Origin of the sequence: Nannocystis pusilla (genome assembly GCF_026626665.1) — a bacterium.
In the GTDB taxonomy this organism is placed as follows: Bacteria; Myxococcota_A; Polyangia; order Nannocystales; family Nannocystaceae; genus Nannocystis; species Nannocystis pusilla.
In genome coordinates this window covers 10,473,589-10,500,048 of the sequence record NZ_JAPNKE010000002.1, presented here as the reverse complement: position 1 = coordinate 10,500,048, position 26,460 = coordinate 10,473,589, and the positions used below count along the sequence as shown (strand labels likewise).

The following is a 26,460-nucleotide window of genomic DNA, read 5'->3' as shown; positions in this document are numbered from 1 at the left end:
CGTGCATGGCGCACCACGAGGCCGCCGACGCGGCTCGCGTCGCCGCCGTGACTGCCCCGCCCGCGCCGTCCGAGGCGCGTCCTGAAGCGCCCCACGAGCGGCTCGCGGGGTCCGACGCGCCAGCGCGAGCTGCATCAGCGCGAGCGCAGCTCGTGACCTCTCCCTGCGTCGTCCGGTGCGCGCCCCGAAGCGCTGCACGGCCCGCGCGGCTCGCTACCTCTCCCTGCGTCGTCCGAGGCGCCCTGAAGCGCTGCCCGGCCGCGCAGCTCGCGAGCTCGGCCCGTGCCGTCCGATGCGCGCCCTGAAGCGCCGCACGACCCGCTCGCGCAGCTCGTGACCTCGCCCCGCGTACCGGTGCGCCCCCCGACGAATGGGGCGAGTCGCTCGCGACCCACCGGCCCGCGCCGCCTCTCGGACCGCGCGGGCCGCTCGCGCAGCTCGTCAGTAGCGCGCCTTCGACAGCTGCACGAGCGTCTCGCGCAGCGTCTCGCGGGTGTGACGCTCCCGCTTGATCCCGCCGTCGTGACCGCCGAGCAGGATCTCGAGCGCCCGGCGGGCCACCTGCTCCTCTTGCGGGGCGAGCGGGTTGTCGGCCCGGCGGTCGTCGGCGAGCAGCTCGAGCATGCGCTGGATCCCGCGGGCCACCACGCCCTTCTGCTGGCGATAGTAATCGTCGCGCAGGCGGTAGAAGTAGTCGGCGAAGATCTCGGCGTAGGCCGGCTCCTCGTCGGGGTGGCTCAGCGCCCACGCGCCGATCCGCGACAGCAGGTCGGTGCGGAAGTGCGGGCCCGCCTTCGGGTCCATCGTCTTCTCGAGCCCCTGCATGAACTTCTCGTCGGGGTCGCGCAGGTTGCCGGTGACGGGGTCGAACATCTTCTCGCGCTTGACCGCGTGCTTGACGTGGACCACGTACTTCTTGAAGACCTCGAGGTAGCGGGCCTCGTCGACCAGGCCCATCGCCTCGCGGACCTCCCAGTCGGACGCGCTGAGCCAGTAGTTCCAGGCCGCGGCGGTGATGCTGCCCTCGCCGTCGAGCAGGTGGAACCCGCTCGCCGCCTTGGGCAGCAGCATCCAGCGGTGGTTGAGCGCGTCGCCCATGAACTTGCGCAGCTCCTTGAACAGCCGCGGCACGGTGACGCAGGTGGTGCCCGGCTCGCTGGCGGCCGCCAGCAGCACGCGCTTGAGGTCGCGGACCGAGGCGCCGAAGCTGCCCTCGTAGTCGCCGAGCAGGTGCTCGGCCCCCTCGGCGCGCACGACCGCCTGGGGGAACCGCTCCTGATGCATCTGCGGGACCGCCAGCAGCAGCTCGCGGGCCTCGTCGCTGGTGAGGCCGGCGGGCACGCGGCCGTAGGCGTAGAGGTCGGCCTTGTCGAGCGGCCCGAGGCGCGACAGCACCGCCTGCAGCTTGGGCGAGTACTCGGCCGCGTTGGGCGGGCGCAGCCGCGTCATCACGCCCCACAGCGCGAGGATCCGCGGCACGTGCGGGGCGATGTGGATGCCGCGCAGCACGTCGCCGACCTGCTCCTGGTAGACCTTGCGCTCGACCCGGTAGTCGAGCAGGTACGGCACCGGGATCAGCTCCAGCCGCCCGCGCAGGCTCTGGTACTCGCCCGAGCGCAGCGCGCGGAACTCGAGCAGGTTGAGGTCGTTGGCCGAGCCGCCGAACACCACGTCGAGCGCCAGCACCACGTGCTCGAGCGCGACCTGGCCCGACTCGGTGGCCGTCAGCAGGTACTTGTAGTGCTCGTACGGCCGCTTCAGCAGGTCGCTGAAGTTGATGAGCCCGCGGTTGGCGTCGACCAGGTCGCCCTGACAGGCGAACAGCACCTGCCCGCCGACGGCCGGCGGCAAGCTGGCGTAGGCGCGGTCGCCGGTGACCGGGAAGCTGCGCGCGTCGGCGGTCTGCTTCGGCTCGACGGTGACGAGCCCGCTGCGGTACTGCCGGCTGAGGAACAGCCGCTCGACCTGCACGTGCTGGTACACCTTGCGCAGGTCGCCCTGGTAGATGTTGAGCAGGGCGTCGAAGATCCGCCGGTTGCGCTGCGACAGGTCGCCGCGCAGCGCCGTCTCGCTGACGACGAAGTGCTCGAGCCGAGCGTCCTTCGGCTCACGCGCCTGGGCCCCCTGCAGCTGCGACTGCAGCAGCGCCGCCCGCTCCGCCACCGGGATCAGGTAGAGCGGCGGGTCCTTGTTCTCGTCGCTCAGCTTGGCGTCGATCGCCTCGGCGCCGAGCTTGGCGAACGTCGCCTCACCGATCCCCGAGCTCCACGGCCCGCTGCCGAACCCGATGCCCCCGCTCTTCGAGCTCTTGCTCGGGAACACCCACGAGAAGCGATACAGCGCCCCGCCGTCGGTCTCGGAGTACGCCTCGAGCGCGCGCATCACCGCGTCGAGGAAGGTCGTCTTGGCCGAGCCGTTGGGCCCGTGCAGCAAGAGCAGCTTGTTGACCCGGCCGATCCGGACGAAGCTGTCGAGCGCCTCGTAGAAGGCGTTCTGGGCCGGTTCCTGGCCGACCAGGCGGCCCGAGCCGCCGTCGAACTCGCAGTCGAACAGCTTGAAGCGCGCGACCTTGCCGCTGGGGATCCGCACGTCCCTGCGGCCGTAGAATTCGAAGCAATCGCGCAGGTACTGGGCGGCGTTGCGCGCGTGGACGTGCGGCTGATCGCACAGCAGCTCGAACCACTCCTCGAAGCTGAGCACCCGCCGGGTGCTCTCGAACTCCTGGGCGACCGCGGCCGCCAGCGCCTCGATCCTCGTCTTGGCGCTCACTGGCTCGTCCATCGCTGCCTCCGTTCGCGTCACTTCGCGGTGACGAGAAGCCCCATGGTAATCGAGCTCGCCGCGCTCGGCAAAAGCCGGGGCGACGGGGGCGCGAGGCCGACCCCCGCGAACAATGTTCGCGGGGCGCGCGCTACTTCACGGCGACCTTGAAGTCGACCTTCTGGGTGACCGGCGAGCAGGCCTCGTCCTGGCACACGGCGAACTTGAACTCGCCCGTGAACGCCTTGTCTCCGGCCGAAGTGGGCGTGAACTTCACGGCGAATTCCGCGCTCTTCTCGTCGAGCTTGGCGGCGTCGGCCTTCGCCAGGTCGGCCTTCGCCAGGGTGACGCCCTCGGGCGCCGACAGCGCGAGCTTGGTCGGGAAGTCGAGGTTGATGTGCCAGGGGCCCTGCGGCACGGCCGCGACGGTGATCACGCCCTCGCGGCCGACGGCGGCGTCGGCGGGCGGCGTGATGCGGAGGGCGAAGCGGTCGTCGCCGGGGCCGTCGACGAGCTTGACCTTGTCGCCGGCCGGGGCGGCGTCGGCGGTCTTGGCCGGTTCGGCCGGCTTCGCGGCCTCGGCGGCCGGCTTGACCTCGGGGCTCTTGGCATCGGGACCCGCCGGCTTCTTCTGGTCGCCTCCGCAGGCGGCAGCGAGACCGAGCACCAGCAGCGCGTAACGCGGCGAACGAATGGTCATGGCGCGCGAATCATAGCCGATCGAAGCGCAGGTCAACCTCGCGGGTCACGTGGCCGCGGCGGACGTCGGTCTGTAAAGTCACGGGTGCCAGCAGCTCGGCGAGCCCCGGCGGTGGGATCGCCTCGACCGTCACGTCGCCCTCGGGCAACCCCTCGACCGACCAGCGCCCCTCGGTGTCGGTGGTCGTCTCGGCGAGCACGGTGTTGCCGTCGCGCGTGCGCACGTAGAGGCGCGCGCCCGCGACCGGCTCGCCGCGCTCGTCGGTGACCTCGCCGTCGAGCCCGGCCGCCTCCTCGAGGTCGACCACCAGCGTGCCCGGGGCGCCGCCCGCCGGCCGCGCGAACGAGGTCGACGCGCTGACCCAGCCGGGCGCCTCGACGCGCACCCGCACCCGCTCGCGCGCCAGCCGGGCGGCCCGCACCTCGCCGGCCTCGTCGGCGGCCCACACCTGGCCGTCGACCTCGACGCGCGCGCCGGCGATCGGGTCGCCGCTGCCGGTCGCGCGGACGACGACCTCGAGCGACCAGCCGCGCGCCAGCGCGAGCTCGACCGGCGCCTCGCCGCGGCTGGTCTTGCCGATCTTCACGCGCTTGCTCGCCGGCCCGTAGTCCGGGTGGTCGAGCTCGAGCGTGGCTGTCCCCGGGACCAGGCGCGACAGCTCGAACAGCCCGCGCGCGTCGGTGTACGTCACCTCGGTCGGCGCGAGCTCGCCCGCCGGCAGCAGCGTCACGCGCACGCCGGCGATCGGCTGGTCGTTGCCGTCGCGCACCCGGCCCTCGAGCCCGCCCTCGGCTGGTTGCAAGATCTGCTCGATCGACGTCGGCCGGCCCTCGAGGTCGACCTCGACCACCGCCGGCACCATCCCCGCGGCGCGGATGATGATCTTCTGCTTGCCGCGGCGGTGGCCCGCGCTCCACATGCCGAAGCCGTCGCTCGTCACCTCCGAGCCGTCGGCCAGCTCGATGCGCGCGCCGGCGATCGGCTGGCGGTTGCCGTCGAGCACGCGCCCGCCGAGCGGCACCCCGTGGCCGAGCGTCAGCACCACCCCGTCCTCGCGCTCGCCCGGGCTGAGGTCGACGATCACCGTCGCCGAGCCGGCGTGGTCGCCGTGCACCGCGTGCAGGCGGTAGCGGCCGGGCATCAGCGTGTCGAGCGAGAAGTCGCCGCGCTCGTCGGTCTCGGCCCAGGTGCCGACGGCCTCGTCGTCGCCGACCAGCGGGATCGGCGGGACCGCCCCGCGCGTGACCCCGAGGCTGCCGCCGCGCTGCAGCGCGCTGAACGTGCGCGCGCGGATCATCGCCTCGCCGGGGCTGTAGAGCGTGTCGGCGTCGACCACGATGCTGGCCTCGGGGACAGGTCGTCCGTCGTCGTCGATCACCGTGCCGGCGATCCGCCCCGGGCGCACCAGCGTCAACGTCTGCCGCGCCCCCACCTCCTTGCCGACGTCGACCGCCACCGACTCCGAGGGCAGGTAGCCGTCGGCGTCGGCGCGCACCACATACGGACCGGGCACCACCGGGCCGAGGTCGGCCAAACCGGCGTCGTCGGCCTCGGCGATCTGCTGCAGCAGGCCGACGCTGGCGTAGCCGAGGGTCACGCGGGCGCGCGGCACCGGCGAGCCGTCGGGGCTGACGACCTGCACCGGCACGCGCTGGGCGGCGATCAGCGCCAGGCTGACGTGCGCGCCCGGGCTCAGGTTCTCGAGCGGGATCGAGGCGTACTCCTGCTCGCCCGGCCTGTCGGCCCGCACCTGCGCGACCAGGCCGTAGACCCCGTCGACCAGGTCCGAGAACAGGAACTCGCCCGCCTTGCCGGCCGGCTGCACGATCGGCGGCCACAGCGACGAGCCCTCGAGCCGCACCTGCGCGCGGCTCACCAGCGCGGGATCGCCGACCACCGCGCCGCTCAGGTCCTGCAGCGAGTCGACCACGATCACCACCCCGGCCTCCGGCGCGAACGCCTCGACCACCGACAGCGCCAGGCCTTGCCCGGTCGCGCGCAGGCGCAGCGGCCCGCTCGGCACCGTGTCGAGCACGAAGGCCCCGGCCGCGTCGCTGTCGACCCGCCACGGCTCCGGCTCGCCGAGCCCCGGCAGCGGCGCCGCCTCGATCCGCACGCCCGTCACCGGCTGGCCGCGGCGATCGATCACCTGTCCCTTGAGCCAGGACGCCGGCCCGAGCGCCAGCGTCGGCAGCACCGCCTCGGTGCCCGCCTGCGCCGGCGCCGTCAGCACCCCGCGCAGGTGGCCCGGCACCAGCGCCTCGACCGTCACCGCCGCCGCCGGCCCGGCCGGCAGCGCCAGGTCGAGCACGAACATCCCCTCGGCGTCGCAGCTCGCCTCGGCCAGCAGGAACCCGCCGCGCCACGCCCGCGCCTTGCACTCGCGCGGCGCTGCCAGCGGCACCGGCGGCCCGTCGGCACCTGGCTCTTTGTCCAGGGCCGAAGGGTCATAGCCGTCAGGACCGGTCCCATCGGCCATGTCCTTCGGATCAGGTGTATCCGGCGGCGCGGCGAGGGCTCCGCCGACCTCGACCATCACCTTGCCGCGGACGCGCGCGGGCGGGGCGGCCTCGGCCGGGGCCGCGGTCGCCTCGCCGGGCGGCTCGTCGGGGCCACCCGACGCCTCGCCCGCCTCGCCCGCCTCGCGCCCGCAGCCGCCGCGCAGGAGCAGCCCGCCGGTGGCCGCGAGGGCGACGACCAGGCCCGCGAGCGCCGCCTGGGTTCGTCGCTGCATCAGCCGACGGCGATGGCGTCGATCTCGACCAGCACGTCCTTCGGCAGCGTCGCCACCGCGACCGTCGAGCGGGCCGGGCGGTGGTCGCCGAAGTGGCGCCCGTAGACTGCGTTGACCGCCGCGAAGTCCTTCATGTCCTTGAGGAAGATCCCGCAGCGCACGACGTTGGTGAAGTCCATGCCGGCGGCGCGGAGGATCGCCGCGAGGTTGTGCATCACCCGCTCGGTCTGGGCCGTGATGTCGCCCTCGACGATCTGCATCGTCTGCGGGTCGAGCGGGATCTGGCCGGCCGTGTAGAGCGTGCGGCCGCCGCTGACGACGATCCCCTGGCTGTACGGGCCGATCGCGGCCGGCGCGTCGGGGGTGGAGATGACCGTACGGACCACGGGCGGGGCGTCGTGCTGCATGGCCGCAAGGGTCGCCGATGCGTGCGGCTGGGGCAAGGCCCGATCACCGCGCCGCGACCCAATACGAGGAGCGCGCCGGGCCATGGACCCTGCGCGCTCGACTCGAGCGGTGCTTTCTTCACCGCCGCGCCTGGGCGCGGCGGCCGACGCTCAGGCGGCCGCCGCCGGGGCGTTCTTCTTGTTGAACGCGAGGCGCACGCGCGACGCGTAACGCGACGCGGTGTTGCGGTGGATCACGCCCTTGCTCGCCGCCTTGCCAATCGCCTGCAGCGCGAGCGGCAGGGCCTCCTTGGCACCCTCGAGGTCGTTGCCTTCGAGGGCCTTGCGCAGCCGCTTCATGTACGTGCGCATGGTGGACAGGTGGAACACGTTACGCTCGCGCCGCTTGAGACGTTGACGGTTGCGCTTCTCTGCCGACTTATGGTTCGCCACGGCTCTTGCTCTTCGTTTCCTGGAGGGAGGGAGCTTATGGACCCGAGCCCCGGCCCTTGTCAAGGCGAGGACCGGCTGCCACTGTACGCCCCGCGCGCCGCGGCCATGGGCCCCACGGGTCATTACACCCGAGTTTTGACCGTGCACCGACGTGCCGACGCGTGTAGACCCTCACAACCATGCCGATCGCCCCTTCGCCGCGCCCGTGGAGCCTGCTCGCCGCCGTCCTGGTCGGCTGCGTGTTCGTCCCGCCGCCCCCGCTGCCGGAGGAGATCGCCGCGATGGAGGCCGCCAAGGCCGCCCGCAAGTCCGGCCGCCCGTCGGCCCCGGGCGAGGCGGGCGCCGAGGAAGGCGGCGGCGGTGCGGAGATCGCCTTCAAGAAGGGCGACCCGGCCCCGAGGGCCTCTCGCCCTCCCAGCTCAAGGCCTACAACATCGCCCAGGGCGACCCGGAATCCGGCGAGTTCACGCTCGAGGAGGCCCTCGCCGGCCTGCCGGGCCGCCCCGACGACGCGCTGTGGGTCCTCTTCAAGACCCCGCGCGGCGTCCTCGAGTGCGAACTCGAGGTCGAGCGCACGCCGAAGACCATCGCCAACTTCGTCGGCCTCGCCCGCGGCCTGCGGCCCTGGTACGACAAGGCCTCGGACGCGTGGGTCAAGCGGCCGTACTACGACAACACCACCTTCCACCGCGTGATCCCCGGCTTCATGGTCCAGGCCGGCGACCCGACCGGCACCGGCCTCGGCAACCCCGGCTACCTGATCGAGGACGAGATCGATCCGGAGCTGATCCACGACGCGCCCGGCGTGCTGAGCATGGCCAACCGCGGCCCCAACACCGGCAGCGCCCAGTTCTTCATCACCCTCAACCCGACCCCGCACCTCGACGGCAAGCACACCGTGTTCGGCCACTGCAACGACGCCGCCATGCGCCTGGCCGACGACATCGCCCTGGTCCCGCGCGACGCCAACGACAAGCCGCGCGACCCCGAGCTGCTCAACTCGGCCGAGATCGTCCGCCGCCCCAAGGTCCGCTGACGCGCCCCTGTCCTCGCGGACAGGCCCCATGGGGCATGTCCCGTGGTGCATGTCTCGAAGCAGCGCGATGCGCCCGATACGCCGTTCGCGCCGGCCGATGTGAAGCCTCGGCCGGTCCAAGCGGACTCTCGGTCACCGGCGCCCACGTCCGTGGTCGCCGCGGCGACCTGACCCAAGGGACAGACCCGGCCGCGCCCTGCCCAGTGACATGTCCCCGAGGACATCTCGTCCGCGCTCGCCCGCTCCTGGGACCTCGCGCCCGAGCGGCGGCCGAGCTGCCGCCCGCCGCCCGTGGCCCACCGGGTCGTGCACGGAGCCACGAGCGGCGAGCCGGCCCGGCCGATCCCGCCCGACCTCTGCTATGGTGGGGCGTGCTCGTCGTCCATGTCCACGTCCACGTCGTGCCCGACCAGGTCGAGGCGTTTCGGACCGCCACCGTCGCCAACGCGTCCGCGAGCGTGCGCGAGCCCGGCATCGCCCGCTTCGACGTCCTGCAGCAGGACGACGATGAGACCCGCTTCATCCTCGTCGAGGTCTACCGCGACGAGGGCGCCCCGGCGCGCCACAAGGAGACCGCGCACTACCAGCAGTGGCGGGACGCGGTCGCGCCGATGATGGCCAGCCCGCGCACCAGCGTCCGCCTCGCCAACGTGTTCCCGGCGGACGACGCGTGGTGATCCCGTTCGAGCTGGCGACCGCCGCGCGGATCGTCTTCGGAGTCGGCGCCGCCGCCCAGGTCGGCCCGATCGCCGGCGAGCACGGCCGCCGCGCCCTCGTCGTCACCGGCCGCGACCGGGCCCGCGTCGAACCTGTCCTCGAGGACATGCGCGCCGCAGGCCTCGCGGTGACCGTGTTCACGGTCGCCGGCGAGCCCACGGTCGCCGACGCCGAGCGCGGCGTCGCGGCCGCGCGCGCCTGCGACTGCGACGTGGTGGTGGCGATCGGCGGCGGCAGCCCGCTCGACGCCGGCAAGGCGATCGCCGCCCTCGTGCGCAACCCCGGCCCGCCGCTCGACTACCTCGAGGTCGTCGGCCGCGGCCGTCCGCTGGTCCACGACCCGGTCCCCTTCGTCGCCGTCCCGACCACCGCCGGCACCGGCTCGGAGGTCACGCGCAACGCCGTGCTCGCGGCCGAGGCGCAGCGGGTCAAGGTCAGCCTGCGCAGCCCGAAGATGCTGCCGCGCGCCGCGATCGTCGACCCCGCGCTGACCCTCTCGCTGCCGCCGGCCGTCACCGCCGACTGCGGCCTCGACGCGCTGACCCAGCTGATCGAGCCGTTCGTGTCGCGCAAGGCCAACCCGATCACCGACGCCCTGTGCCGCGACGGCATCGCCCGCGCCGCGCGGGCCTGCCGCGCGCCTTCGCCGACGGCCGCGACCTCGAGGCCCGCGGCGACATGGCCCTCGCCAGCCTGCTCGGCGGCCTCGCCCTCGCCAACGCCGCTCTCGGCGCCGTCCACGGCTTCGCCGGCCCGATCGGCGGCGCCTTCCCCGGCGCCCCGCACGGGGCCGTGTGCGCCCGCCTGCTGCCCGAGGTGCTGCGGATCAACGCCCGCGCCCTCAAGGCCCGCGAGCCCGAAAGCCCCGTCCTCGCCCGCCTCGACGAGGTCGCCCGCCTCGTCACCGGCGACCCGACGGCCACGCTCGACGACGCGATCGACCACCTGCGCGCCCTGGTCGGATCGCTGCAGATCCGCCCGCTCGCCGCCTTCGGCCTGCGCCCCGCCGACCTGCCCGACCTCGTCGACCGCTCCCGCCGCGCCAGCAGCATGAAGGGCAACCCGCTCGACCTCACCGACGCCGAGCTGCACGAGGCCCTGGCCGCCGCGCTGTGAGGCATGTCCTCCGGGACATGCTCACGAAGACATTTCTTTTCGAGCATGTTCGAGAGAACATGCTCTGAAGCTCGCCCGCGAGCCCGCCCGCCGCAGCGGGAGCCGTGAACGCACGGCCTCGCGCGGCGCCACCGGCGTGCGACGCCCGAGGCCGCGACGGCCATGCGGAACCGTCGTCCTCTTTCGAGAGCTGCACCGCAGCGCGAATCCTCGCCGACCGTGCCGCCTCCCCGCGCTCGGCGAGGCTGCTCGCGCGGCCTGTGGGCAGCATCCGCTCGCGCCGCACAGGAGCGCCGAAGGCTCGCCGCACGCCCCGCGGTCACCCGGGGAAAATCACTCGCACGGGTCTTCTTCGCTCGCCGGCCCGCGCGGCGCGTGCAGCATCGACACCGGGATCGGCGCCGGCGGGGCGTCCGCCTCGAAGCTCGCCAGCACCTGCACGTGGGCGTCGCCGGAGAACTCGCTGTAGTCGACGCGGACGTGGTGCACCCCCGCCTCGAGCTGGGCCTCGCCGCCGCGCGACTGCGTCTTGCCGCGGGTCCGGTTGAGCACGATCAGGTCGCCGTCGACGTACACCCGCGAGCCGTCGTCGGAGATCGACTGGAAGATCGCCGTCGTCGGCGCGTCGAGGTGCAGGCAGCTGTCCCAGCGGACCGAGAACTGGTCGGCCGGCACGTCGTCCATCGGCGCGTCGCGGCCCCAGTCGAAGTCGATCTGGCGGTCGTAGCGGATCTGCCACTTCCCGCTGTGGTCGGAGCGGGCGTAGTAGGTCCCGCGCCACGGCTGCAGCGTCAGCGTCCACCACGGCCGCACCGCGAGCAGCAGCACCACCGCGGCCGCCGCGGCGATCGCCGCTCGCCGGTGCCACTTCGGCCGCGGCGTCGCCTCGCCGCGCGCCAGCGCGATCAGCTGCCCCAGCCGCCACGTGTGCGCCTCGACCTCGCCGCGCCCGAGCGCGAAGCTGTCCGCCTGCCACGCCGGCCGGCGCCGTTCGGCCTGCAGCGCCGGCAACGCCCGCCCCAGCTCGGCCACCGCGCGCGGGCCGACGGCCGCCTGCAGGCGCGCCGGCAGCCACCCGCCCACATTTTCGATGTCCTCTGGAACATGTCCCTCGGGACACACCGCGCGCGCCAGCGCCTCCCACGCGCCGACGAGGTGGTGGGCCGCGCTGCGCGGCTCGCACGAGGGGTCGACGGTCACCGCGCGCGCGGCCCGGTGGGCCGCCTCCGCCACGGTCAGGGCACGTTCGGTCTCGGTCATCATCCGCTCACCTCCTGGTCCTTCTCGCTCGCTCTCGGCGCAGCAGCCTTGGTCGGCGGCAGCCGCTTGCGCGCGCCTTTCTCGGTGCGGTGGGACACCGGCAGGCCGCGCAGATCCTTCACCACGTTGAGCACCCCGCCGTCGCGCTCGACCGCGAAGATCTGCGGCGCATCGGGGAAGCGCGTGTCACAGTGGTCGCGCAGGTAGCCGACGCTGAAATCGGAGTACTGCTCGCCGGGCCGCGTCTTGAACGAGCGAAAGTTGCCCGGCACGTGCAGGTGCATCGCCTTGCCCGAGAGACAGCCGGTGAAGTAGTACACCGAGTCGAGGTACGTCGCGCGCTCGTGGTCCCACAGCCAGCGCTGCAGCCCCAGCATCGCCTCGGGGTTGGTGTTCCCGTAGTAGTCGGTGTCGTAGCGGCCGATCGCCCCGGCCACCCCGCCGATGAGGCGGTTGAAGTAGACCACCTGGTGCGGGTGCAGCCGGATCGACTGCACCAGCAGGTCGACCAGCAGCGCCCCCGTCAGCGCCCACGCGGCCGCCCGCGCCCACCGCCGGCGCAGGCGCACGATCAGCGCCTCGGTCGTCACCGCCGCCAGCGCGACCATCGGCGGGACCACGAACAGGAAGTGACGATAGCCGTCGTACAGCGGCGAGCCCTTGTAGACCGCGTAGATCGGCGGCACGAAGATCGCCATCCCCAGCAGCAGCAGCGCCAGCGCCGGCCGCACGTGCTCGGGCCGGCCGCCGCGGCGCAGCAGCGCGGCCACGCCCCACAGCGTGCCGATCGCCAGCATCACCAGCACCAGCTCCGGCGTCTGGAACCCGAAGTAGTGCGGCAGGTACTCCCAGCCGATGTCGTAGTTCCACACGTACGCGTCGCCGAACGGCATCTTGCGCTGGTGCGCGTCGAAGCTGCTCATGCGCCGCAGGGCGATGAACGGCCGCGTCAGCGGGTCCAGCTGCGCCCAGGGCCAGCCGATCAGCATCACCGCCCACGCGCCCGCGGTCACCGACGTCCCGATCACCAGCGCCCGCCGCACGTGGGCCGCCAGCGCCGCCCATTGCGCCGCAGCCAGCCGGCGTGGGCGACGAACAGCCCCAGCACCAGGGCGAGGAAGCACAGCAAGATGAGCCCCGCGATCCGCACGCTCAGCGCCAGCCCGATCGCCACCGCCAGCTTGGCCAGGGTGCCCCGCGACGGCCGCGGCAGCTCGCCGATCGCCGCCACCATGTAATAAAGGCTCCACGCGTACGCGACCGCGAACGGGCTGTCCTTCGGATTGTTGAACATGTGGCCCCACCACACCGGGTGGAGCGTCAACATCACCAGCGCCAGCAGCCCCGCGCGCGGGCCCGCGAGCGCTCGCCCGAGCTTCCACGTGCCCACGAGGCCGAGCACGCCGACCAGCCCGCCGAGCAGGTGGATCGCCGGAAAACCCTCCATCGGCCGCGCGATGCCGCGGAAGATCGCCCCGAGCAGGTCGTAGCCGCCGCCGTAGAGGTAGTTGATCCGGTAGGTCAGCGCGCCGGTGTCGGTGAAGCCCGAGCCGTACCACTGCGAGATGCGCGAGCCGTACGCCAGGTGCCACGCCTCGTCCCACGTGACCCCGTACTGGCGGAAGGTGCACAGCACCGTCACCAGCGCCGCCGCGAGCCACGCCCACGCCACGCGGTCGTACCACCGCGCGGACGCGGCGGAAGTCGACGGTAACAGGCGCGACAGCAACGACGATGATGCGTGTGACAAGCGGCCCCGACCTCGAAATTGCCCCCAGTGTGGCGAGCAGCGCGGCCGGTTCAAGCACCCGCGTCACTGTTCGCGAGCTCGCGACCTGCAGGTCACGCGCGCCGCCGCAGTTCGCGACGATGAAGCGGTGCTGTGACAGATCCCGCGCGTCCACGCACGCCCGCCCATGCACCCCGCGCCAGCAAGAACTGCGCGAACCCATGATCTGTCCCTCAAAACATGTCTCAAGAGACATCTTTTATAAGGCACGCCGCGACCGCCGCCAGCTCGTGGCGCACAGGGGACATGTCCCGCGAGACAGGCACGTCTCGGACGCGACGCATGACTCGCCGCCACACCTCGCGATCCGCCTTCTTCGCCGCCGCCACACCTCGCCCATGAACCTGTCCTTCGAGGCACCCCCTCGGTCTGTTCTCCGACCACCGCCCTCCCCTTGTCTCTCCGGGCCGCCGACCGAACGCCCAGCCTCGGCCACCTGTCCCACGGGACATACCCGCAGCGCCTGGGGAGCCCACCGCCGCTCCGTCTTCCGGTCACCGCCATCCTCGTCCGGCCCGAAGGGAACCATCCGCCGCGCCCTCAGGCGTCCGGCCCCGCCCTCTACCTGTCCCATGGGGCAGCCGCCCTGCGCCTCCGCTCGCTCCCGCCCGCGCCTGCCCCCGCAATTGCGCCCTCCGCCGCTCACGCGCGCGTGCTAGTCTCGCTCGCGCCTGTGACCGCCCCCGCCTCTGCCCCGCCGGTCCTCGCCCCGCGCACCTGGTTCGCCCCCGGCCCGCTCCCGGCGCGCCGCGGCCTCGTCCTGTTCGCCTGGGGCCTCGCGCAGCCGCTGCTCGGCCTGCGCGTCGTCGTGCGCGAGCCGGCCCTGCTGCGGGCTGCCGCCTTTCCGGTCCTGCTGTTCGCCGGCTTCTGCCTCCTCGTGGCCCTGGGCGCCGAGGACGACGCCGGCGGCCGCCTCGACGTCTTCCTCGCCACCCTCGTCACCCTCGCGCCGGCCCCGGTGCTCCTGTTCGGCAAGACCTACCGGCGCCTCGCCGCCGCCGCCCGCGTCCCGCTCGGCCTGTCCCCGAGGACAGCCGACATGCCCAGGCTGCGCACCGCCATCGCCGACGCCGTCCGCCAGGCCATCCTCCTCGGCGTCGGCCTCGTCCCGGTGTGGCTCGCCTTCCAGCTGGTGCAGGAGTTCTGGCCCGCCGCCGCCCCCGGCTTCGAGTGGCTCGCCTGGGCCGTCGCCGGCTCCTGGGCCCTGCACTGGATCGTCGTCGAGGCGCTCGACAACGGTCACACCGTCGACCCCGCCGCCCCCGTCGACCCCGCCGCCCCCGCGGTCGACCCGTGGTTCGTGCGCCTGTGGCAGGTCCCGCTGCTGCGCAAGTTCTCCGGCCTGCTGCGCCGGCTCAGCCGACCGTGGCGGCGCGAGCTGCGCTCGTCGCCCGCTACCCCGAGCTCGCCCTCGGCTTCGGCCTCGGCGTCGCCGCCATCATCGCCGTGCCGTTCGCCGCCCTGGTGTTCCGCCCGGCGGCAGTCGTCGCCGCGGTCCACGTCCTCGGCCGCGTCGACGAGGCCGCCCTGCCGGCCTGACCTTCGCAACATGCCTGAACGACCATGTACCTCGGTACATGTTCATTCAGACACGGCCCGAGAGGCCAGTCGCCCTCACTCGACGTGCGCCGCCATGAACTCGAGCGCCGCGGTGCAGGGGAACGTCGTCTGCGTCGCCGCGGCGACCAGCGGGCACTGCCCGCCCGTGCACACCACCCGGGCGTCGCGCCGCCCGCTGCCCTCGGTCTCCGACGCGAAGCTGCCGACCTCGGTCATGCTGGCGTCGAGGATCGCGTCGGTCCCCTTGATCGTCACCCGCACGAGGTGCTCCGGGCACTCGAACTCCATGCCCGCGAGCTCGCACGGGCTCGCCCCGGAGCCGTCGACCGGCTCGACCGTGAACCGACCGCCCCGCTTCGTCTCGAGCCTGAAGTCGACCGCCAGCCGCTCGGTGATCTCGCCGCAGCCGTCGTCGAGCACCTCGCCGACGACGAACTCCCACCGCCCCTCGCGCGGCTCGAACCCCGGGCTACAGGCAGACGACAGCGACAGACCGACCAGCCACGCCCGCGTCATCTGCTTCATGACGCGCAGCCTAGCAGACCTCAGCCGGCCTTTCGCATGAACACCAGGTACTGGTAGGGCAAGAGCTCGCGGTCGGTGCGCTCGTGGGAGAACCCGAGCTTCTGCAGGTGCGCCGCCACGATCGCGTCGTCGACGCGCATGGCCGCCGGCGGCCCAGGGCGTCCTCCGGCGCGTCTTTCTTGAAATCGACGACCACCAACAGGCCGCCCGGCTTCAGCGCGTCGCGGACCTTGCCGAAGAAGCGCGAGGGCTCGTCGATGTGGTGGTACGTGTCGACCATGAGCGCCACGTCGAGCCCCTCGGGCAGCTTCGGGTCGGCGCTGGCGCCCTCGACGGTGGTCACGTTGGCGAGCCCCTCCTTGGCCGCGCGCTCGCCGATCCACTTCACCATGGCGGGCTCGAGGTCGTTGGCGATCACCCGCCCCTCGGGCACCGCCTTGGCCAGGCGCACCGTGAAGTAGCCGGTGCCCGCGCCGAGGTCGGCGACGGTCATCGCCGGCGTCAGCTTCAGCGCCGCCACCACCTCGTCGGGCTTCTGCCAGGCCTCGCGGTCGGGGCTGTCGAACTGGGCCGTCCACTCGGCCGCGTCGGTGAAGCGGTGGTGCTTGTGGTGCCCGCGCCCGCGGTGGTCCTCGTAGGCCTGGGCCTGCTCCTCGTGCTCCTGCGCGTGGAAGGCCCGCTCCTTCTTGGCGTCGTGGTCATGTCCTTCCGCGCCTGCCTGTTTGGGCATGTCCTTCGCGACATGTCCTGAGGGCGGGCTGGGCTGACGATTGCACCCGACCAGGGCCCCGGCGAGCGCGACGATCACGGCTCTTCGCATACCCCGGACCATACCCTCAGCGCAGCAGCGCGGAAAGCCGCGCGCACCCCCGGCCACGGCGTCCACGCCGGGTCCGGCGGGTCGCCGCCGGCCAGCACGCCGAAGAAGCGCATGCCGCAGGTCTCGGCGAACCGCTGGTCGGCGAACGCCCGGTCGCCGACCATGACCATGCGCTCCCCGGGCAGCCCCATGCCGGCCAGCGTGCGCGCCGCCATCCGCGCCGCCGGCTTCATCGCCCCGTGCTCCTCGGTCACCAGCGAGAAGTGGAACAGCGCCGGGTCGATGCCGAGCGCGCGCAGGCGGTCGTGGGCGCCGCGGTAGTCGCTGACGAGCCCGAGCCGCAGCCCGCCGGCGCGCAGCCGCAGCAGCACCTCCGCGACCCCCGGGTAGACCCGCCCGGCCCGCTCGACCGCCCGCAGCACCTGCGGCTCGTAGCTGTCGGCGATCCACCGGCGCCAGGCGTCCTGCCCGCGGTCGTCGCTCGCCAGCCGCTGCAGCGTCTCGCGCGCCAGCGCCCCGGCGTCGTCGAAGTCGACCCCCGCCAGCCCGGTCCGCACCTTCGTGTAGCGCCACAGCCGCGGCAGCGCCGGCAGCATCCGCGTCAGCACCCACCGCTCGACCGGCCGCTTGTCGTACAGCGTGCCGTCGAGGTCGAACACGACCCCCTCGATCGCCCCGTCACTCGCCATCGCGGCGCTCCCCTTCGCTCATGCCCTTTACGACATGTCCTCCGGTGCATGCCCGGAGCGACATGTCTCGAGCGACATGCTCCATCCGCCAGGCACGCCGCGTCATCAAAAGACCTCGCGGACCAGCGCGAGCACGCGGCCGCCGCGGGTCACCCGCGACGGCCGGCGGGTCCCGGCGTCGGCGCCCGGCAGGTCGGCGATGAAGCGGTGCAGCTTCGGGTCGTGGGCCTCGCTGCGCGGGCGGAGCGCCCCGCGGACGAACCCCAGCAGCGCGACGCCGGTCCACAGCGCCTTCTCGAGCGCGGGCACGATCGTGCGCCCCGCCAGCGCGTCGCCGCCGCGCCGCCGCAGGCGCAGGCCGATCGCCCGGTAGACCCGGCTCGCCACCACGATCGCCAGCCGCGTGCGCCACGGGATGAAGCGCATGCCCGCGTCGGCGCTGGCGTAGTAGCGCTCGGCCAGCGCCAGCACGTCGAGCACCACCCCGGCGACGGCCTCGCGCCCGGCCGTCCCGGCCAGCAGCGCCTCGGGGCTCGTGCCCGCGAAGTCGAGCCGGTGCGCCGGCAGGTAGACCCGGCCGCGCGCAGCGTCCTCGGCGACGTCGCGGGCGATGTTCGTCAGCTGCATGGCGATCCCGAGGTCCAGGGCGAACGGGCTGGCCAGCGGGTCGCGGGCGCCGATCACCCCGCACATCATCAGGCCGACGGTCCCGGCCACCTGATAGCAGTAGCGCAGCAGCGCCGCGTCGTCGGGCAGCGCCACCGGCCCGGCGTCGGCGCGCACGCCGGCGATCAGCTCGTGGGCCACCTGCAGCGGCACGCCCCAGCCGGCCAGCAAATCGCGGTAGCAGGCGACCAGCGGCCGCGCCTCCGCCGTGCCCGCCAGCTCGGCCTCGATCGCCTCGACGGCCGCCAGCCCCTCGCCCGGCGCCTGCGCCAGATCCACCACGTCGTCGACCAGGCGGCAGAACGCGTACACCACCGCCGCCTCGTCGAGCCGCTCCGCCGGCAGGAACCAGCCCGCCAGGTCGAACGTGCGCGCGTGCCGGGCCAGCGTCGCCCGGCTCTCGGCCACCACTCGGACTCGGTCGTAGCTCACCGCCCCGCTCCTCGCATGTTCGGGGGGACATGTCCCTTGCGACCTGGCCCCGGCATCACCCGCTCGAGCACCTTGGCCGAGCACAGCACCCCCGGCATGCCCGCGCCCGGGTGGGTGCCCGCGCCGACGAAGTACAGCCCGCGCACGTCCTCGGAGGTGTTGTGGTAGCGGAAGTAGGCCGACTGCGTCAGCCGCGGCTCGGGCCCGAACGCCGCCCCGCCGTACGAGCGCAGCTCGGTCTCGAAGTAGCGCGGCGTCACGTGCTTGCGGGTGACGATGTGCTCGCGCAGGCCCGGCACGTGCTGCTCGCCGAGGAAGTCGACGATCTTGCTGAAATAAGCCTCGCCGAGCCGGTCCCAGTCGAGCCCCTCGGCCTGCGTGTTGGGCACCGGCGACAGCACGTAGAACGCCTCGCAGCCGGGCGGCGCGAGGTTCGGGTCGGTCCGCGTCGGCGCGTGCAGGTACAGCGAGAAGTCGTCGGCCAGCACCTTGCGCTCGAAGATGTCCTCGAGCAGCTCGCGGTAGCGCGGCCCGAGGATGATCGTGTGGTGCGCCAGCTCGGGCCAGGTGCGGTCGGCCCCGAAGTAGCCGACGAACAGCCCCATCGACAGCTTCTTGCGACTGATCAAAAAGTCGCTGTTCCACCGGCGATGCCGCCGCGCCACCAGCTTGGTGTAGACCGTCGCCGGGTCGGCGTTGCTGACCACCGCCGCGCACGCGATCCGCTCGCCCGCCGCCGTGCGCACCGCCGTCGCTCGCCCGCCCTCGACCTCGATCTCCGCCACCGGCGTGCTCACCCGCACCTCGACCCCGAGCTCGCCGAGCACGTGCACCATCGCCTTGACGATCGCGGTCGTCCCGCCGACCGCGAACTCGACGCCCCACTTGCGCTCGAGCCAGTGGATGAGCGCGTAGATCGCCGGCGCGCGGAACGGGTTGCCGCCGATGAGCAGCGGCTGGAACGTGAACACCTGGCGCAGCCGCTCGTCGTGGATCGACGCGCTGACCCACTCGTACATCGAGCGCCAGCAGCCGAGCCGCGCCAGGTCGGGCACGATCTTCAGCATGTCGGTGAAGCGATCGAAGGGCCGGTCGACCAGCTCGGTGTAGCCGATGTCGAAGATCTCCCGCGCCTGGGCGGCCAGCCGGCGGTAGCCGTCGACGTCGCGCGGCGAGAATTGCTCGATCTGCGCCAGGATCCGCGGCTCGTCGCCGACGTAGTCGAAGCGCGAGCCGTCGGGGAACAGCACGCGATAGAACGGATCGACCGGCACGAATTGCACGTAGTCCCGCCGCTCGCGCCCGACCAGCGCGAACAGCTCGTCGAACAGGTGGCTCGCGGTGACCACCGTCGGCCCGGCGTCGAACGAGAACCCGTCCTGCTCGAACACCGCCGCGCGCCCGCCCGGCTGGTCCATCGCCTCGAGCACCAGGACCTCGTGCCCGCGCGCGCAGCCGCATCGCCGCCGCCAGCCCGCCGAGCCCCGAGCCGATCACGATCACCCTGTCCTGCTCGCTCATACCGTCGCGCGAGTGTATCGCCGCGGCCCGCCGGCACACGCCCAGGGGACCCGTGGTATCCTCACTTCGTGACCGCCGCCACGAAGCTCGCCACCTACGCCGACCTCGTCGCGCTGCCGGAGGACGTCAAGGCCGAGGTCCTCGGCGGCGAGCTCATCGCCCAGCCGAGCCCGACCTTTAGCCACCAGCGGGCCCAGGTTCGCATGAGCCGCTATCTGGGCAACTTCTTCGACGATGACGACCAGGGCCCTGGCGACTGGTACATCATCCCCGACATCGACGTCCGTTTCACCGCCCACGACATCGTGAGGCCCGACCTCGCCGGCTGGCGTCGACACCGTCTCGTGGGCGACCAGCAACGGCTTCCCATCGAGGTCATCCCTGACTGGATCTGCGAGGTCCTCTCCCCCTCCTCGACCAAGCGCGACCGGCTGCACAAGTTCCAGCTCTACGCCCGCCACGGCGTCCCGCACTACTGGCTCGTCGACCCTGCCGCGCGCCTGCTCGAGGCCTACGCGCTCGACGGCGGCCACTGGAAGAGCATCGGCGTCTACGACGAGACCGCCCACGCCCGCATCGCCCCCTTCGAGGCCGTCGAGCTGCCGGTCGGTCGCCTGTTCCCGAGCGAGCCGACGCCAACGGTCGAGCCCGGTTGACCTCGCCCGGCTCCTCGCCGACCGACGCTTCGTGCTGCCGGAGTGCAAGTGCTGCGCGTATCGTTGCTGGTGACGAAGAGCCTGGAAGCTGTCCGTATCTGACCGCCGAAAGCCTCGGCGAAAGCGGCGGCCCGGATCTTGGCCGCCGCTTGCCCCCCAACCGCCTTCAAACGACGGCGAAAGCACGGCCGCAAGCATCCCGGACGTCGCCATCGAACCGCGCACGCTAGTTCGCTGAACATGTCCAAAAGGACATGACCGAAGGGCCGCTCGTCGAAAAAGTGCGTGTCCTCAGACCTCGCCGCCGGCCCAGCGAGCGAACAGCCCCTGGCTCGTCGCCGCGAACCCTGCTCGCTCGAACAGCGGCACCCACGGCGACTCCTGCGCCGGCGTCCCGTCCACCTGGCCGACGAGCAAGGTGCGGCGCACCGGCGACAGCAGCCCCGTCAGCGCGCGCGCGCCGCCTCGGCCACGCGTGAGCGCTCGGGTTCGTCCGCGGGCGCGAACAGCACCAGGCTGCGGGCGTCCCTGCCGACGTGGGCGGCCAGCAGCCCGTCGACCAGCACCACCGACGTCCCGGCAGCGCGGCCGACCCGCACCCCCGGGTGCTCCGGCCACGGCAGCGCCGCCCCGTACGGGTTGGCCGGGTCGGTGCTCGCCAGCACGACAGCCTCGGGCTCGGCCGGCGGGTCGCGCAGCGCTCGCAACCTGTCCTCCGCGCCAGGTACTGCGAATTGCGCCGCCCCCAGCCCGTCGACGAAGTAGCCGCGGCGGACCTTGCCCGCCTCCTCCATCGCCTTCAGCACCTCGTAGACCGCCGAGAACCCGCCGGCGATCTCCTCGGCCTGGACCGCCTCGCGCGTCACGATCCCGTGCCGCTCGAGCAGCGCCTGCGCGAGCGCGTGGCGCCGGCGCGTCTCCCACGCGTTCACCGCATCTGCCCCTTCGGACATGCCCTTCAGAACATGTCGCGGCGGCCAGACCAGCGACCAGCGGCCCTCCGAGCCGGGCGGCCCCAGGCGGCGCGCGCGGAACGGGCTCGACGGCGGCGGCCCGCGGCGGCGGTCGCTGGCCGAGCCGAACACCAGCTTGCGCAGGGCCACCAGAGTGTCGTTGCTGACCTCGCCGGCCCACACCATGTCCCACAGCGCCTGCAGCAGGTCCGGTTCGAAGCCGCCGACCAGCGGCGCCAGGTCGCTGAAGAACAGCGCCCCGCGCTCGCGCAGGGCCGCGCGGACCTTCGCCGGCAGCTCCCCGGGCACCTCCGCACCTGGCCTTCGGAGCATGTCCATTTGGTCCGCCAGGTACAGCGCGATCCGCCCGTCGCCGGCACCGACCGCCTCGACCCCGAGCCAGCCGATCTCGCCCGCCGCGCACAGACCATCGAGGTCGCCCACGCGGTAGTCGATCAGGCGCGCCGGCAGGACCTCCGTCTCGAGCGCCGATGCCAGCAGCGGCGTCCCCTGCAGCTGGCCGATGACCTGCAGCAGCGCGTCGCGCCCGCGCAGGCGCGGCTGCAGGTGCTGCCAGCGGCTCAAAACCGGGCGTAGGCCGCCTGCGGCGCCGGCTCGACCGCCTTGCGCAGGCGCGCCAGGCTGCGCCGCTTGATCTGCCGCAGCACCTCCGGGTCGCACCACTCCGCCCCCGTACCGCCGGGCGTGAACTCGCCGGCGATCGCCCGCCCCTCCGCCGCCATATTTTTTAGAACATGCTCGATCGGACCTGTCCCGATGCCCAGCCGCGTCGCCACGGCCGCGGTCGTGAACGGCCCGTGTGCGCGCGTAGCGGCGGACCAGGTCGCCCAGCGGATCGGCCACGGGGGCCTTGAGCGCCGGCGGGATCGTCGGCGGCAGCGCCACCCCGAGCGCCCCCGCCAGCCGGCCCGCGTCCTCGACCGCCGCGAAGCGACCTGTCCCATCGGCCAGCTTATCTGCCAAAAAAACTCGCCGCGCCGCGATCAGCTCGCCGAGCCACTCGCCGGCCGCCTCCGGCGGCGCGCAGCGCTCCGCGATCTCGGCCCGCGACAGGTCGCCGAGCGCGATCAGCAGATCGTGCAGCGCGTCGGCCGACGTCGCCGGCCGCGTCAATCGCTGCAGCCCGTGCTCGACCTCCGCGATCGCCTCGGCATCGAGCAGCTCGCGCAGCGACGACTCGCCGAGCAGCGCGCGCAGCTGGCCGGTGTCGATCGCCAGCGCCTGGGCCCGGCGCTCGGCCAGCGGCGCGTCGCCCTCGTACATGAAGTTGCCGACGTAGCCGAACAGCAGCGAGCCCGCGAACGGCGACGGCCGCTCGCTGTCGACCGTCACCACCCGCAGCTCGCGGGTCTGCACCCGCCGCAGCAGCTCGCGCAGCGCCGGCAGGTCGAACACCTCGCGCAGGCACTCGCGGAACGTCTCGAGCACGATCGGGAACGAGCCGAACCGCCCGGCCACGCTCAGCAGGTCGGCCGCCCGCTTGCGCTGGGCCCACAGCGGCGCCCGCCGGCCGGGGAAGCGCCGCGGCAGCAGCAGCGCCCGCGCGGCGTTCTCGCGGAACCTGGCCGCAAAGACAGCCGTCTGCCCGAGCTGCTGCACCACCAGGTCCTCGATCACCTCCGGCCCCAGCAGCAGCGCCGACATGTCCGGCGCCGCCTCGGCGTCGGGGAAGCGGAACACCAGGCCGTCGTCCGACCACAGCCCCTCGACCTGCTCGCCCCGCTGCTCGCGCAGGCGGGCCAGCGCGGCGGTCGCCCACGGCGCGTGCACCCGGGCCCCGAACGGCGACAGCACGCACACCCGCCAGTCGCCGACGTCGTCGCGCCAGCGCTCGACCACGATCGCCTCGTCGCTCGGCACCTCGCCGGTCGCCGCTCGTTGCGCCTGCACGTAGTCGAGCAGATCGTCCGCCGCCTTGTCGTCGAGGAAGTGCTCGCGCGTCAGCTTGCGCCGGCCCGCCGCCGGGGTCGCGGCCGCCAGCTCGCGCGTCAGTTGCCCGATCGCCCGCCCGAACTCCGCCGGTCTGCCGGCCGCGTCGCCGCGCCAGAACGGCATCTTGCCCGGCTGCCCCGGCGCCGGGCTGACGATCACCCGGTCGGGCGTGATGTCCTCGATGCGCCACGACGACGCCCCGAGCAGGAACACCTCGCCGACGCGCGACTCGAACACCATCTCCTCGTCGAGCTCGCCGACGCGCCGCATCGTCGCGCCCGGCTCGCCCTGCAGGAACACGCCGTAGAGCCCGCGGTCGGGGATCGTCCCCCCGCTGACGACCGCCAGAGTGCGCGAGCCGGCGCGCGCGGTCAGCCGGCCCGAATCGCGGTCCCAGGTGATGCGCGGCTTCAGCTCGGCGAACTCGTCCGACGGGTAGCGGCCCGACAGCATGTCGAGCACTCCCTCCAATGTCTCTCGGGACAGCTCGGCGAACGGCGCCGCCCCGCGGAGCTCGGCGTGCAGCGCCTCGACGGTGGTCGCGTCCATCGCCACGCTGGCGACCACCTGCTGCGCCAGCACGTCGAGCGGGCTGCGCGGGTAGGCGATAGGCTCCACCTCGCCGGCGGCGATCCGCGGGGCCGCGGCCGCGCACGCCAGCAGGTCGCCGCGGAACTTCGGCACCAGCACCCCGCGGGACACCGCCCCGACCTGGTGACCCGCCCGGCCGATCCGCTGGATCCCCGCCGACACCGACGGCGGCGACTCGATCTGGATCACCAGCTCCACCGCCCCCACGTCGATCCCCAGCTCGAGCGACGACGTCGCCACGATCGCCGGCAACTCGCCCGCCTTGAGCCGCGCCTCGATGATCTGCCGCCGGTCGCGGGCCACCGCCCCGTGGTGCGCCAGCGCGATCTCGGCCTGCGCGTGGTCGTTGATCGCCGCGGCCAGCCGCTCCGCCAGGCGGCGGTTGTTGCAAAAGATCATCGTCGAGCGGTGGGCCCGGATCCGCTCGACCAGGCGCGGCACGATCGACGACCAGTTCGACCTCCCCGCGCCCTGCAGCCCGCCGCCGCGCGCCCCCGCCTTGCGGCCTCGCCCCGCCTTTCGCGCGGATGGCTTCGGGGACATGCCCTCCGGGACCTGTCCCTTCGCCCCTGCCCCTTCCGACATGCCCGATGAGACCTGTCCTTCGGAGCTATCCTCGGCCGGCACCTCGATCGTGAGCTCCCACGCCTTCTTGCCTGGCGGCGCCGCGATCGTCACCGGGCGCGGCCGCCACTCGCCGGCGGCGTCCGTGGTCCCGCCGCCGAGCAGGCGCGCCACCTCCTCGAGCGGCCGCTGCGTGGCCGACAGCCCGATCCGCTGCAGGGGCGGCGCGGCCGGGTCGTGGCGGCGGCGCAGCGCCTCGAGCCGCTCGAGCGTGAGGAACAGGTGGGCCCCGCGCTTGGTCGCCGCGACCGCGTGGATCTCGTCGACGATCACCGACTCGACCGCGTGCAGCCCGTCGCGCGCGCTCGACGTCAGCAGCAGGTACAGCGACTCCGGCGTGGTGATGTAGATGTCCGGCGGGGCCCGGCGCAGCTGCCCGCGCTCGGCCTGGGTCGTGTCGCCCGAGCGCACCCCGATCGTCGGCCGGTGGATCGCCGCGCCCGTCGCCGCCGCGACCTCGGCGATGCCCGCGAGCGGCCGCTGCAGGTTGCGCTCGACGTCGGCCGCCAGCGCCTTGAGCGGCGACACGTAGATCACGCGACAGCGCCGCTCCGGCGCGGGCTCGGGCGCGAACATCAGGCGATCGATCGCCGCCAGGAACGCCGCCAGCGTCTTGCCCGAGCCGGTCGGCGCCAGCAGCAGCGTCGACCGCCCCGCCGCGATCTCCGGCCACGCCGCCGCCTGCGCCGAAGTCGGCGCCCCGAACGCGTCCGCGAACCACCGCCGCGTCGGCGGATGAAACAGCGAGAGCGGGTCCTTCGGGCTCACGGGCCCGCGAGTGTACGCGCCCGCCCGCCGCCGCGCACGCGCGGCCCGAGCAAGATGCGCGAGAGCCGTTCGGCCTTCCGTCTCGCGCTGGCGCAACCTGGGCCCTCATGATACCACCGAGCTCGAGCCATGCTCCGGCGCCTCTACATCGACAATTACCGCTGCTTCGTGAACTTCGAGCTGCGATTGGGCCGACGCACGCTGCTTCTGGGAGACAACGGTTCAGGTAAGTCTTCTTTGTTCGACGCCCTCGACGCACTGCAGAGCTTGCTGATCACTGAGACTGAGGTCTCGGAGGCATTTCCCCCGACACCCTCGCCCTCTTCGCCGGCTCGAACATCCAGCGCTTCGTCCTCGAGATCGAGGGTCAGGGCGGCAAGTTTACGTACGAGCTCGCGGTCGAACACGATCCGGACGAAGAAGAAGTCCGGATCGCCAGCGAGTCCCTCGTGTTCGAGGGCAAGCCACTCTACCGCTACGTCAATGCCGAGGTTCAGCTCTTCACCGACGACGGCAAGCCGGGCTCTTCCTTTGCATTCAACCCTAGGCGTTCTTTCCTGGCCGCGCTCGAGCCGAAGAAGATCAACCGTCTGGCGACCTGGTTCAAGTCGTTCCTGGAGGCGATCCTGATCTTGCGGCTCGACCCGAAGGGGATCGATGCCACGACGCGCCGAGACTCTCCCTTCTTGGAGCTGGACGCTTCCAATTCTTCGTCGTGGTACCGGTTCATCGCCGACGAGGAGCCGGCCGCAGTCGACGCCGCGCTGTCCCAGTTGCGGACGATCATCCCCGGCTTCCGCCACTTGAAGAAGCCGACGTTCGGCCGCGCCAAGCTGCTACAGGCCGAGTTCCTTTTTCCTGGCGGAGACCCCCTACACGATCGACTTCGATCACCTCTCGGACGGACAGCGGGCGCTCATCATCCTTTACGTGGTCCTCCACGCCGCCCAAGGGGAGGCGAGCCTGCTGTGCTTTGACGAACCCGACAACTTCGTGGCCCTCCCCGAGATCCAGCCCTGGCTGGTCGCCTTCTGTGACGCGCTCGACGAGCATGAGTCGCAGGGGATTCTGATCTCGCATTCGCGCGAGATCATCGACTTCATCGGCCACGAGGACGCCGTTCGACTCACTCGCCCGCAAGGGGGACACGTGCGAGCCGAAACCGTTCCCAAACCGGTCGGTCTCACCCTCGGAGAGACGCTCGCGCGAGGGAATTCATGAGTGAGCTGGCGGTTCTCTTCGAGGATGATGCCCACGAGTCGATGCTGCGCCAGCTCCTTCGACGCGTCTACGGTTTGACGCCACCGAGAGTCCGCTATCGCCGCTGCGTCGACTGTAATGGCGTCGAGAAGGCCGTTCGCGAAGAAGTTCAATATCTACGAAGCAAGAACTTTCAGAAGGATCGAGCTTTGTTGGTGGTGATCGACGCCGACCGCTTCGGTGTCGAAGGCCGCAAGCGACGGTTCGATCAGCTCCTCGAGGCGGCAGGGCTATCCGGACGACAAGATGGCGAACGCATCGCATACGTCGTGCCCAGGCTCGAGGCTGAAAACTGGTATGTCCACTTCTGTTGCCCCGAACGCCGGCCTGTCAGCGAGGAGCAGGATTTCAAAGGCGACACCGACTGGCGACGGCTGGAAGCGAACCTCGGCGCCGCAGCCCGTGAGCTCGCGCGAGCATGGCCTCGAGCGACGAAGGAAGAGCTACCTTCGATACGCGATGCGAGGCTTGAGCTGAAGCGCGTGATGTAG

General features: G+C 72.7%; 22 protein-coding genes and 3 pseudogenes. 10 read left to right on the top strand and 15 right to left on the bottom strand.

Features of this window, described 5'->3' with window-relative positions; genetic code table 11:
* Positions 1-441: 441 nt before the first annotated feature.
* From OV079_RS46465 to rpsT, 5 genes are all read right to left on the bottom strand, one after another.
* Complete coding sequence (locus OV079_RS46465) at positions 442-2,769, bottom strand: serine protein kinase PrkA (RefSeq protein ID WP_267776410.1); 2,328 nt, start codon at positions 2,767-2,769, stop codon at positions 442-444.
* A gap of 142 nt (positions 2,770-2,911) precedes the next feature.
* The gene (locus tag OV079_RS46460; RefSeq protein WP_267776409.1) at positions 2,912-3,460 is read right to left on the bottom strand and encodes a hypothetical protein; all 549 of its coding nucleotides are present in this window, start codon (positions 3,458-3,460) and stop codon (positions 2,912-2,914) included.
* Between the two features lie 10 nt (positions 3,461-3,470).
* On the bottom strand, positions 3,471-6,194 hold the full coding sequence (locus tag OV079_RS46455) for a carboxypeptidase-like regulatory domain-containing protein (RefSeq protein WP_267776407.1): 2,724 nt from the start codon (positions 6,192-6,194) through the stop codon (positions 3,471-3,473).
* Positions 6,194-6,601: a RidA family protein gene (locus tag OV079_RS46450; RefSeq protein ID WP_267776406.1), complete on the bottom strand. Its 408-nt coding sequence runs from the start codon at positions 6,599-6,601 to the stop codon at positions 6,194-6,196. Before OV079_RS46450 ends, OV079_RS46455 begins: the two co-directional genes overlap by 1 nt.
* A gap of 150 nt (positions 6,602-6,751) precedes the next feature.
* The gene (rpsT, locus tag OV079_RS46445) at positions 6,752-7,033 is read right to left on the bottom strand and encodes a 30S ribosomal protein S20 (RefSeq protein ID WP_267776404.1); all 282 of its coding nucleotides are present in this window, start codon (positions 7,031-7,033) and stop codon (positions 6,752-6,754) included.
* Between the two features lie 205 nt (positions 7,034-7,238).
* On the opposite strand from rpsT, the gene OV079_RS56790 reads away from it, so the two are divergent.
* The 4 genes and pseudogenes from OV079_RS56790 to OV079_RS55140 all read left to right on the top strand — a co-directional run bounded on the left by OV079_RS56790 (position 7,239) and on the right by OV079_RS55140 (position 9,902).
* A complete protein-coding gene (locus OV079_RS56790; RefSeq protein ID WP_267776403.1) occupies positions 7,239-8,069 on the top strand; it encodes a peptidylprolyl isomerase in 831 nt (276 codons plus the stop codon).
* Positions 8,070-8,440: 371 nt separating this feature from the next.
* Positions 8,441-8,746 (top strand): antibiotic biosynthesis monooxygenase, encoded by a 306-nt coding sequence (locus tag OV079_RS56785; protein ID WP_267776402.1) that lies wholly within the window; start codon positions 8,441-8,443, stop codon positions 8,744-8,746.
* Positions 8,659-9,210 (top strand): annotated as a pseudogene (locus OV079_RS59735) (iron-containing alcohol dehydrogenase); the annotation flags it as partial. The gene OV079_RS56785 and the pseudogene OV079_RS59735, both read left to right, overlap by 88 nt.
* Before the next feature lie 173 nt (positions 9,211-9,383).
* Positions 9,384-9,902 carry a dehydroquinate synthase/iron-containing alcohol dehydrogenase family protein gene (locus OV079_RS55140; protein WP_338089013.1) on the top strand — a complete coding sequence of 173 codons (519 nt, stop codon included), beginning with the start codon at positions 9,384-9,386 and terminating at the stop codon, positions 9,900-9,902.
* A 333-nt stretch (positions 9,903-10,235) separates the two neighbouring features.
* Here the strand turns inward: OV079_RS55140 and OV079_RS46425 are convergent, their stop codons facing one another.
* The 4 genes from OV079_RS46425 to OV079_RS46410 all read right to left on the bottom strand — a co-directional run bounded on the left by OV079_RS46425 (position 10,236) and on the right by OV079_RS46410 (position 14,194).
* Positions 10,236-11,165, bottom strand: a complete 930-nt coding sequence (locus tag OV079_RS46425) for a PA14 domain-containing protein (RefSeq protein ID WP_267776400.1) — start codon at positions 11,163-11,165, stop codon at positions 10,236-10,238.
* Positions 11,162-12,205, bottom strand: coding sequence for a hypothetical protein (locus OV079_RS46420; RefSeq protein WP_267776398.1), 1,044 nt, complete (start codon positions 12,203-12,205; stop codon positions 11,162-11,164). Before OV079_RS46420 ends, OV079_RS46425 begins: the two co-directional genes overlap by 4 nt.
* Positions 12,187-12,834: a glycosyltransferase family 39 protein gene (locus tag OV079_RS46415; RefSeq protein ID WP_267776397.1), complete on the bottom strand. Its 648-nt coding sequence runs from the start codon at positions 12,832-12,834 to the stop codon at positions 12,187-12,189. The genes OV079_RS46420 and OV079_RS46415 overlap by 19 nt, the downstream gene beginning before the upstream one ends.
* 772 nt (positions 12,835-13,606) lie before the next feature.
* A complete protein-coding gene (locus OV079_RS46410) occupies positions 13,607-14,194 on the bottom strand; it encodes a hypothetical protein (RefSeq protein WP_267776396.1) in 588 nt (195 codons plus the stop codon).
* Between the two features lie 122 nt (positions 14,195-14,316).
* Between OV079_RS46410 and OV079_RS46405 the strand changes: the two genes are divergently transcribed.
* Positions 14,317-14,490 carry a hypothetical protein gene (locus tag OV079_RS46405; RefSeq protein ID WP_267776394.1) on the top strand — a complete coding sequence of 58 codons (174 nt, stop codon included), beginning with the start codon at positions 14,317-14,319 and terminating at the stop codon, positions 14,488-14,490.
* A 75-nt stretch (positions 14,491-14,565) separates the two neighbouring features.
* On the opposite strand, the gene OV079_RS46400 is transcribed toward OV079_RS46405, so the two are convergent.
* The 5 genes from OV079_RS46400 to crtI all read right to left on the bottom strand — a co-directional run bounded on the left by OV079_RS46400 (position 14,566) and on the right by crtI (position 19,073).
* Positions 14,566-15,036, bottom strand: a complete 471-nt coding sequence (locus tag OV079_RS46400; RefSeq protein ID WP_267776393.1) for a hypothetical protein — start codon at positions 15,034-15,036, stop codon at positions 14,566-14,568.
* A 10-nt stretch (positions 15,037-15,046) separates the two neighbouring features.
* The gene (locus tag OV079_RS46395) at positions 15,047-15,766 is read right to left on the bottom strand and encodes a class I SAM-dependent methyltransferase (RefSeq protein WP_267776392.1); all 720 of its coding nucleotides are present in this window, start codon (positions 15,764-15,766) and stop codon (positions 15,047-15,049) included.
* Between the two features lie 74 nt (positions 15,767-15,840).
* Positions 15,841-16,545 carry an HAD family hydrolase gene (locus OV079_RS46390; RefSeq protein WP_267776390.1) on the bottom strand — a complete coding sequence of 235 codons (705 nt, stop codon included), beginning with the start codon at positions 16,543-16,545 and terminating at the stop codon, positions 15,841-15,843.
* A 105-nt stretch (positions 16,546-16,650) separates the two neighbouring features.
* Positions 16,651-17,643, bottom strand: a complete 993-nt coding sequence (locus OV079_RS46385) for a phytoene/squalene synthase family protein (protein ID WP_267776389.1) — start codon at positions 17,641-17,643, stop codon at positions 16,651-16,653.
* Positions 17,640-19,073 carry a phytoene desaturase family protein gene (crtI, locus tag OV079_RS46380; RefSeq protein WP_267776388.1) on the bottom strand — a complete coding sequence of 478 codons (1,434 nt, stop codon included), beginning with the start codon at positions 19,071-19,073 and terminating at the stop codon, positions 17,640-17,642. Before crtI ends, OV079_RS46385 begins: the two co-directional genes overlap by 4 nt.
* Before the next feature lie 159 nt (positions 19,074-19,232).
* Between crtI and OV079_RS46375 the strand changes: the two genes are divergently transcribed.
* Positions 19,233-19,820 carry a Uma2 family endonuclease gene (locus tag OV079_RS46375; protein ID WP_267776387.1) on the top strand — a complete coding sequence of 196 codons (588 nt, stop codon included), beginning with the start codon at positions 19,233-19,235 and terminating at the stop codon, positions 19,818-19,820.
* 291 nt (positions 19,821-20,111) lie between these two features.
* Here OV079_RS46375 and OV079_RS46365 read toward each other — a convergent pair.
* Positions 20,112-24,709 (bottom strand): annotated as a pseudogene (locus OV079_RS46365) (Lhr family helicase).
* Positions 24,710-24,838: 129 nt separating this feature from the next.
* Here OV079_RS46365 and OV079_RS59730 point away from each other — a divergent pair.
* The 4 genes and pseudogenes from OV079_RS59730 to OV079_RS46350 all read left to right on the top strand — a co-directional run.
* Positions 24,839-24,964 (top strand): annotated as a pseudogene (locus OV079_RS59730) (AAA family ATPase); the annotation flags it as partial.
* A 194-nt stretch (positions 24,965-25,158) separates the two neighbouring features.
* Positions 25,159-25,686, top strand: coding sequence for a hypothetical protein (locus tag OV079_RS46360; RefSeq protein WP_267776384.1), 528 nt, complete (start codon positions 25,159-25,161; stop codon positions 25,684-25,686).
* Positions 25,640-25,930, top strand: coding sequence for an AAA family ATPase (locus OV079_RS46355; RefSeq protein WP_267776383.1), 291 nt, complete (start codon positions 25,640-25,642; stop codon positions 25,928-25,930). The genes OV079_RS46360 and OV079_RS46355 overlap by 47 nt, the downstream gene beginning before the upstream one ends.
* Complete coding sequence (locus tag OV079_RS46350) at positions 25,927-26,460, top strand: hypothetical protein (protein ID WP_267776381.1); 534 nt, start codon at positions 25,927-25,929, stop codon at positions 26,458-26,460. Before OV079_RS46355 ends, OV079_RS46350 begins: the two co-directional genes overlap by 4 nt.

What these genes read in the sequence shown, in the direction of transcription:
- OV079_RS46460 (WP_267776409.1), bottom strand. Translation starts at nt 3,460, where the DNA reads ATGACCATTCGTTCGCCGCGTTACGCGCTGCTGGTGCTCGGTCTCGCT.
- OV079_RS46455 (WP_267776407.1), bottom strand. Translation starts at nt 6,194, where the DNA reads ATGCAGCGACGAACCCAGGCGGCGCTCGCGGGCCTGGTCGTCGCCCTC.
- OV079_RS46450 (WP_267776406.1), bottom strand. Translation starts at nt 6,601, where the DNA reads ATGCAGCACGACGCCCCGCCCGTGGTCCGTACGGTCATCTCCACCCCC.
- OV079_RS46425 (WP_267776400.1), bottom strand. Translation starts at nt 11,165, where the DNA reads ATGATGACCGAGACCGAACGTGCCCTGACCGTGGCGGAGGCGGCCCAC.
- OV079_RS46400 (WP_267776393.1), bottom strand. Translation starts at nt 15,036, where the DNA reads ATGAAGCAGATGACGCGGGCGTGGCTGGTCGGTCTGTCGCTGTCGTCT.
- OV079_RS46395 (WP_267776392.1), bottom strand. Translation starts at nt 15,766, where the DNA reads ATGCCCAAACAGGCAGGCGCGGAAGGACATGACCACGACGCCAAGAAG.
- OV079_RS46390 (WP_267776390.1), bottom strand. Translation starts at nt 16,545, where the DNA reads ATGGCGAGTGACGGGGCGATCGAGGGGGTCGTGTTCGACCTCGACGGC.
- OV079_RS46350 (WP_267776381.1), top strand. Translation starts at nt 25,927, where the DNA reads ATGAGTGAGCTGGCGGTTCTCTTCGAGGATGATGCCCACGAGTCGATG.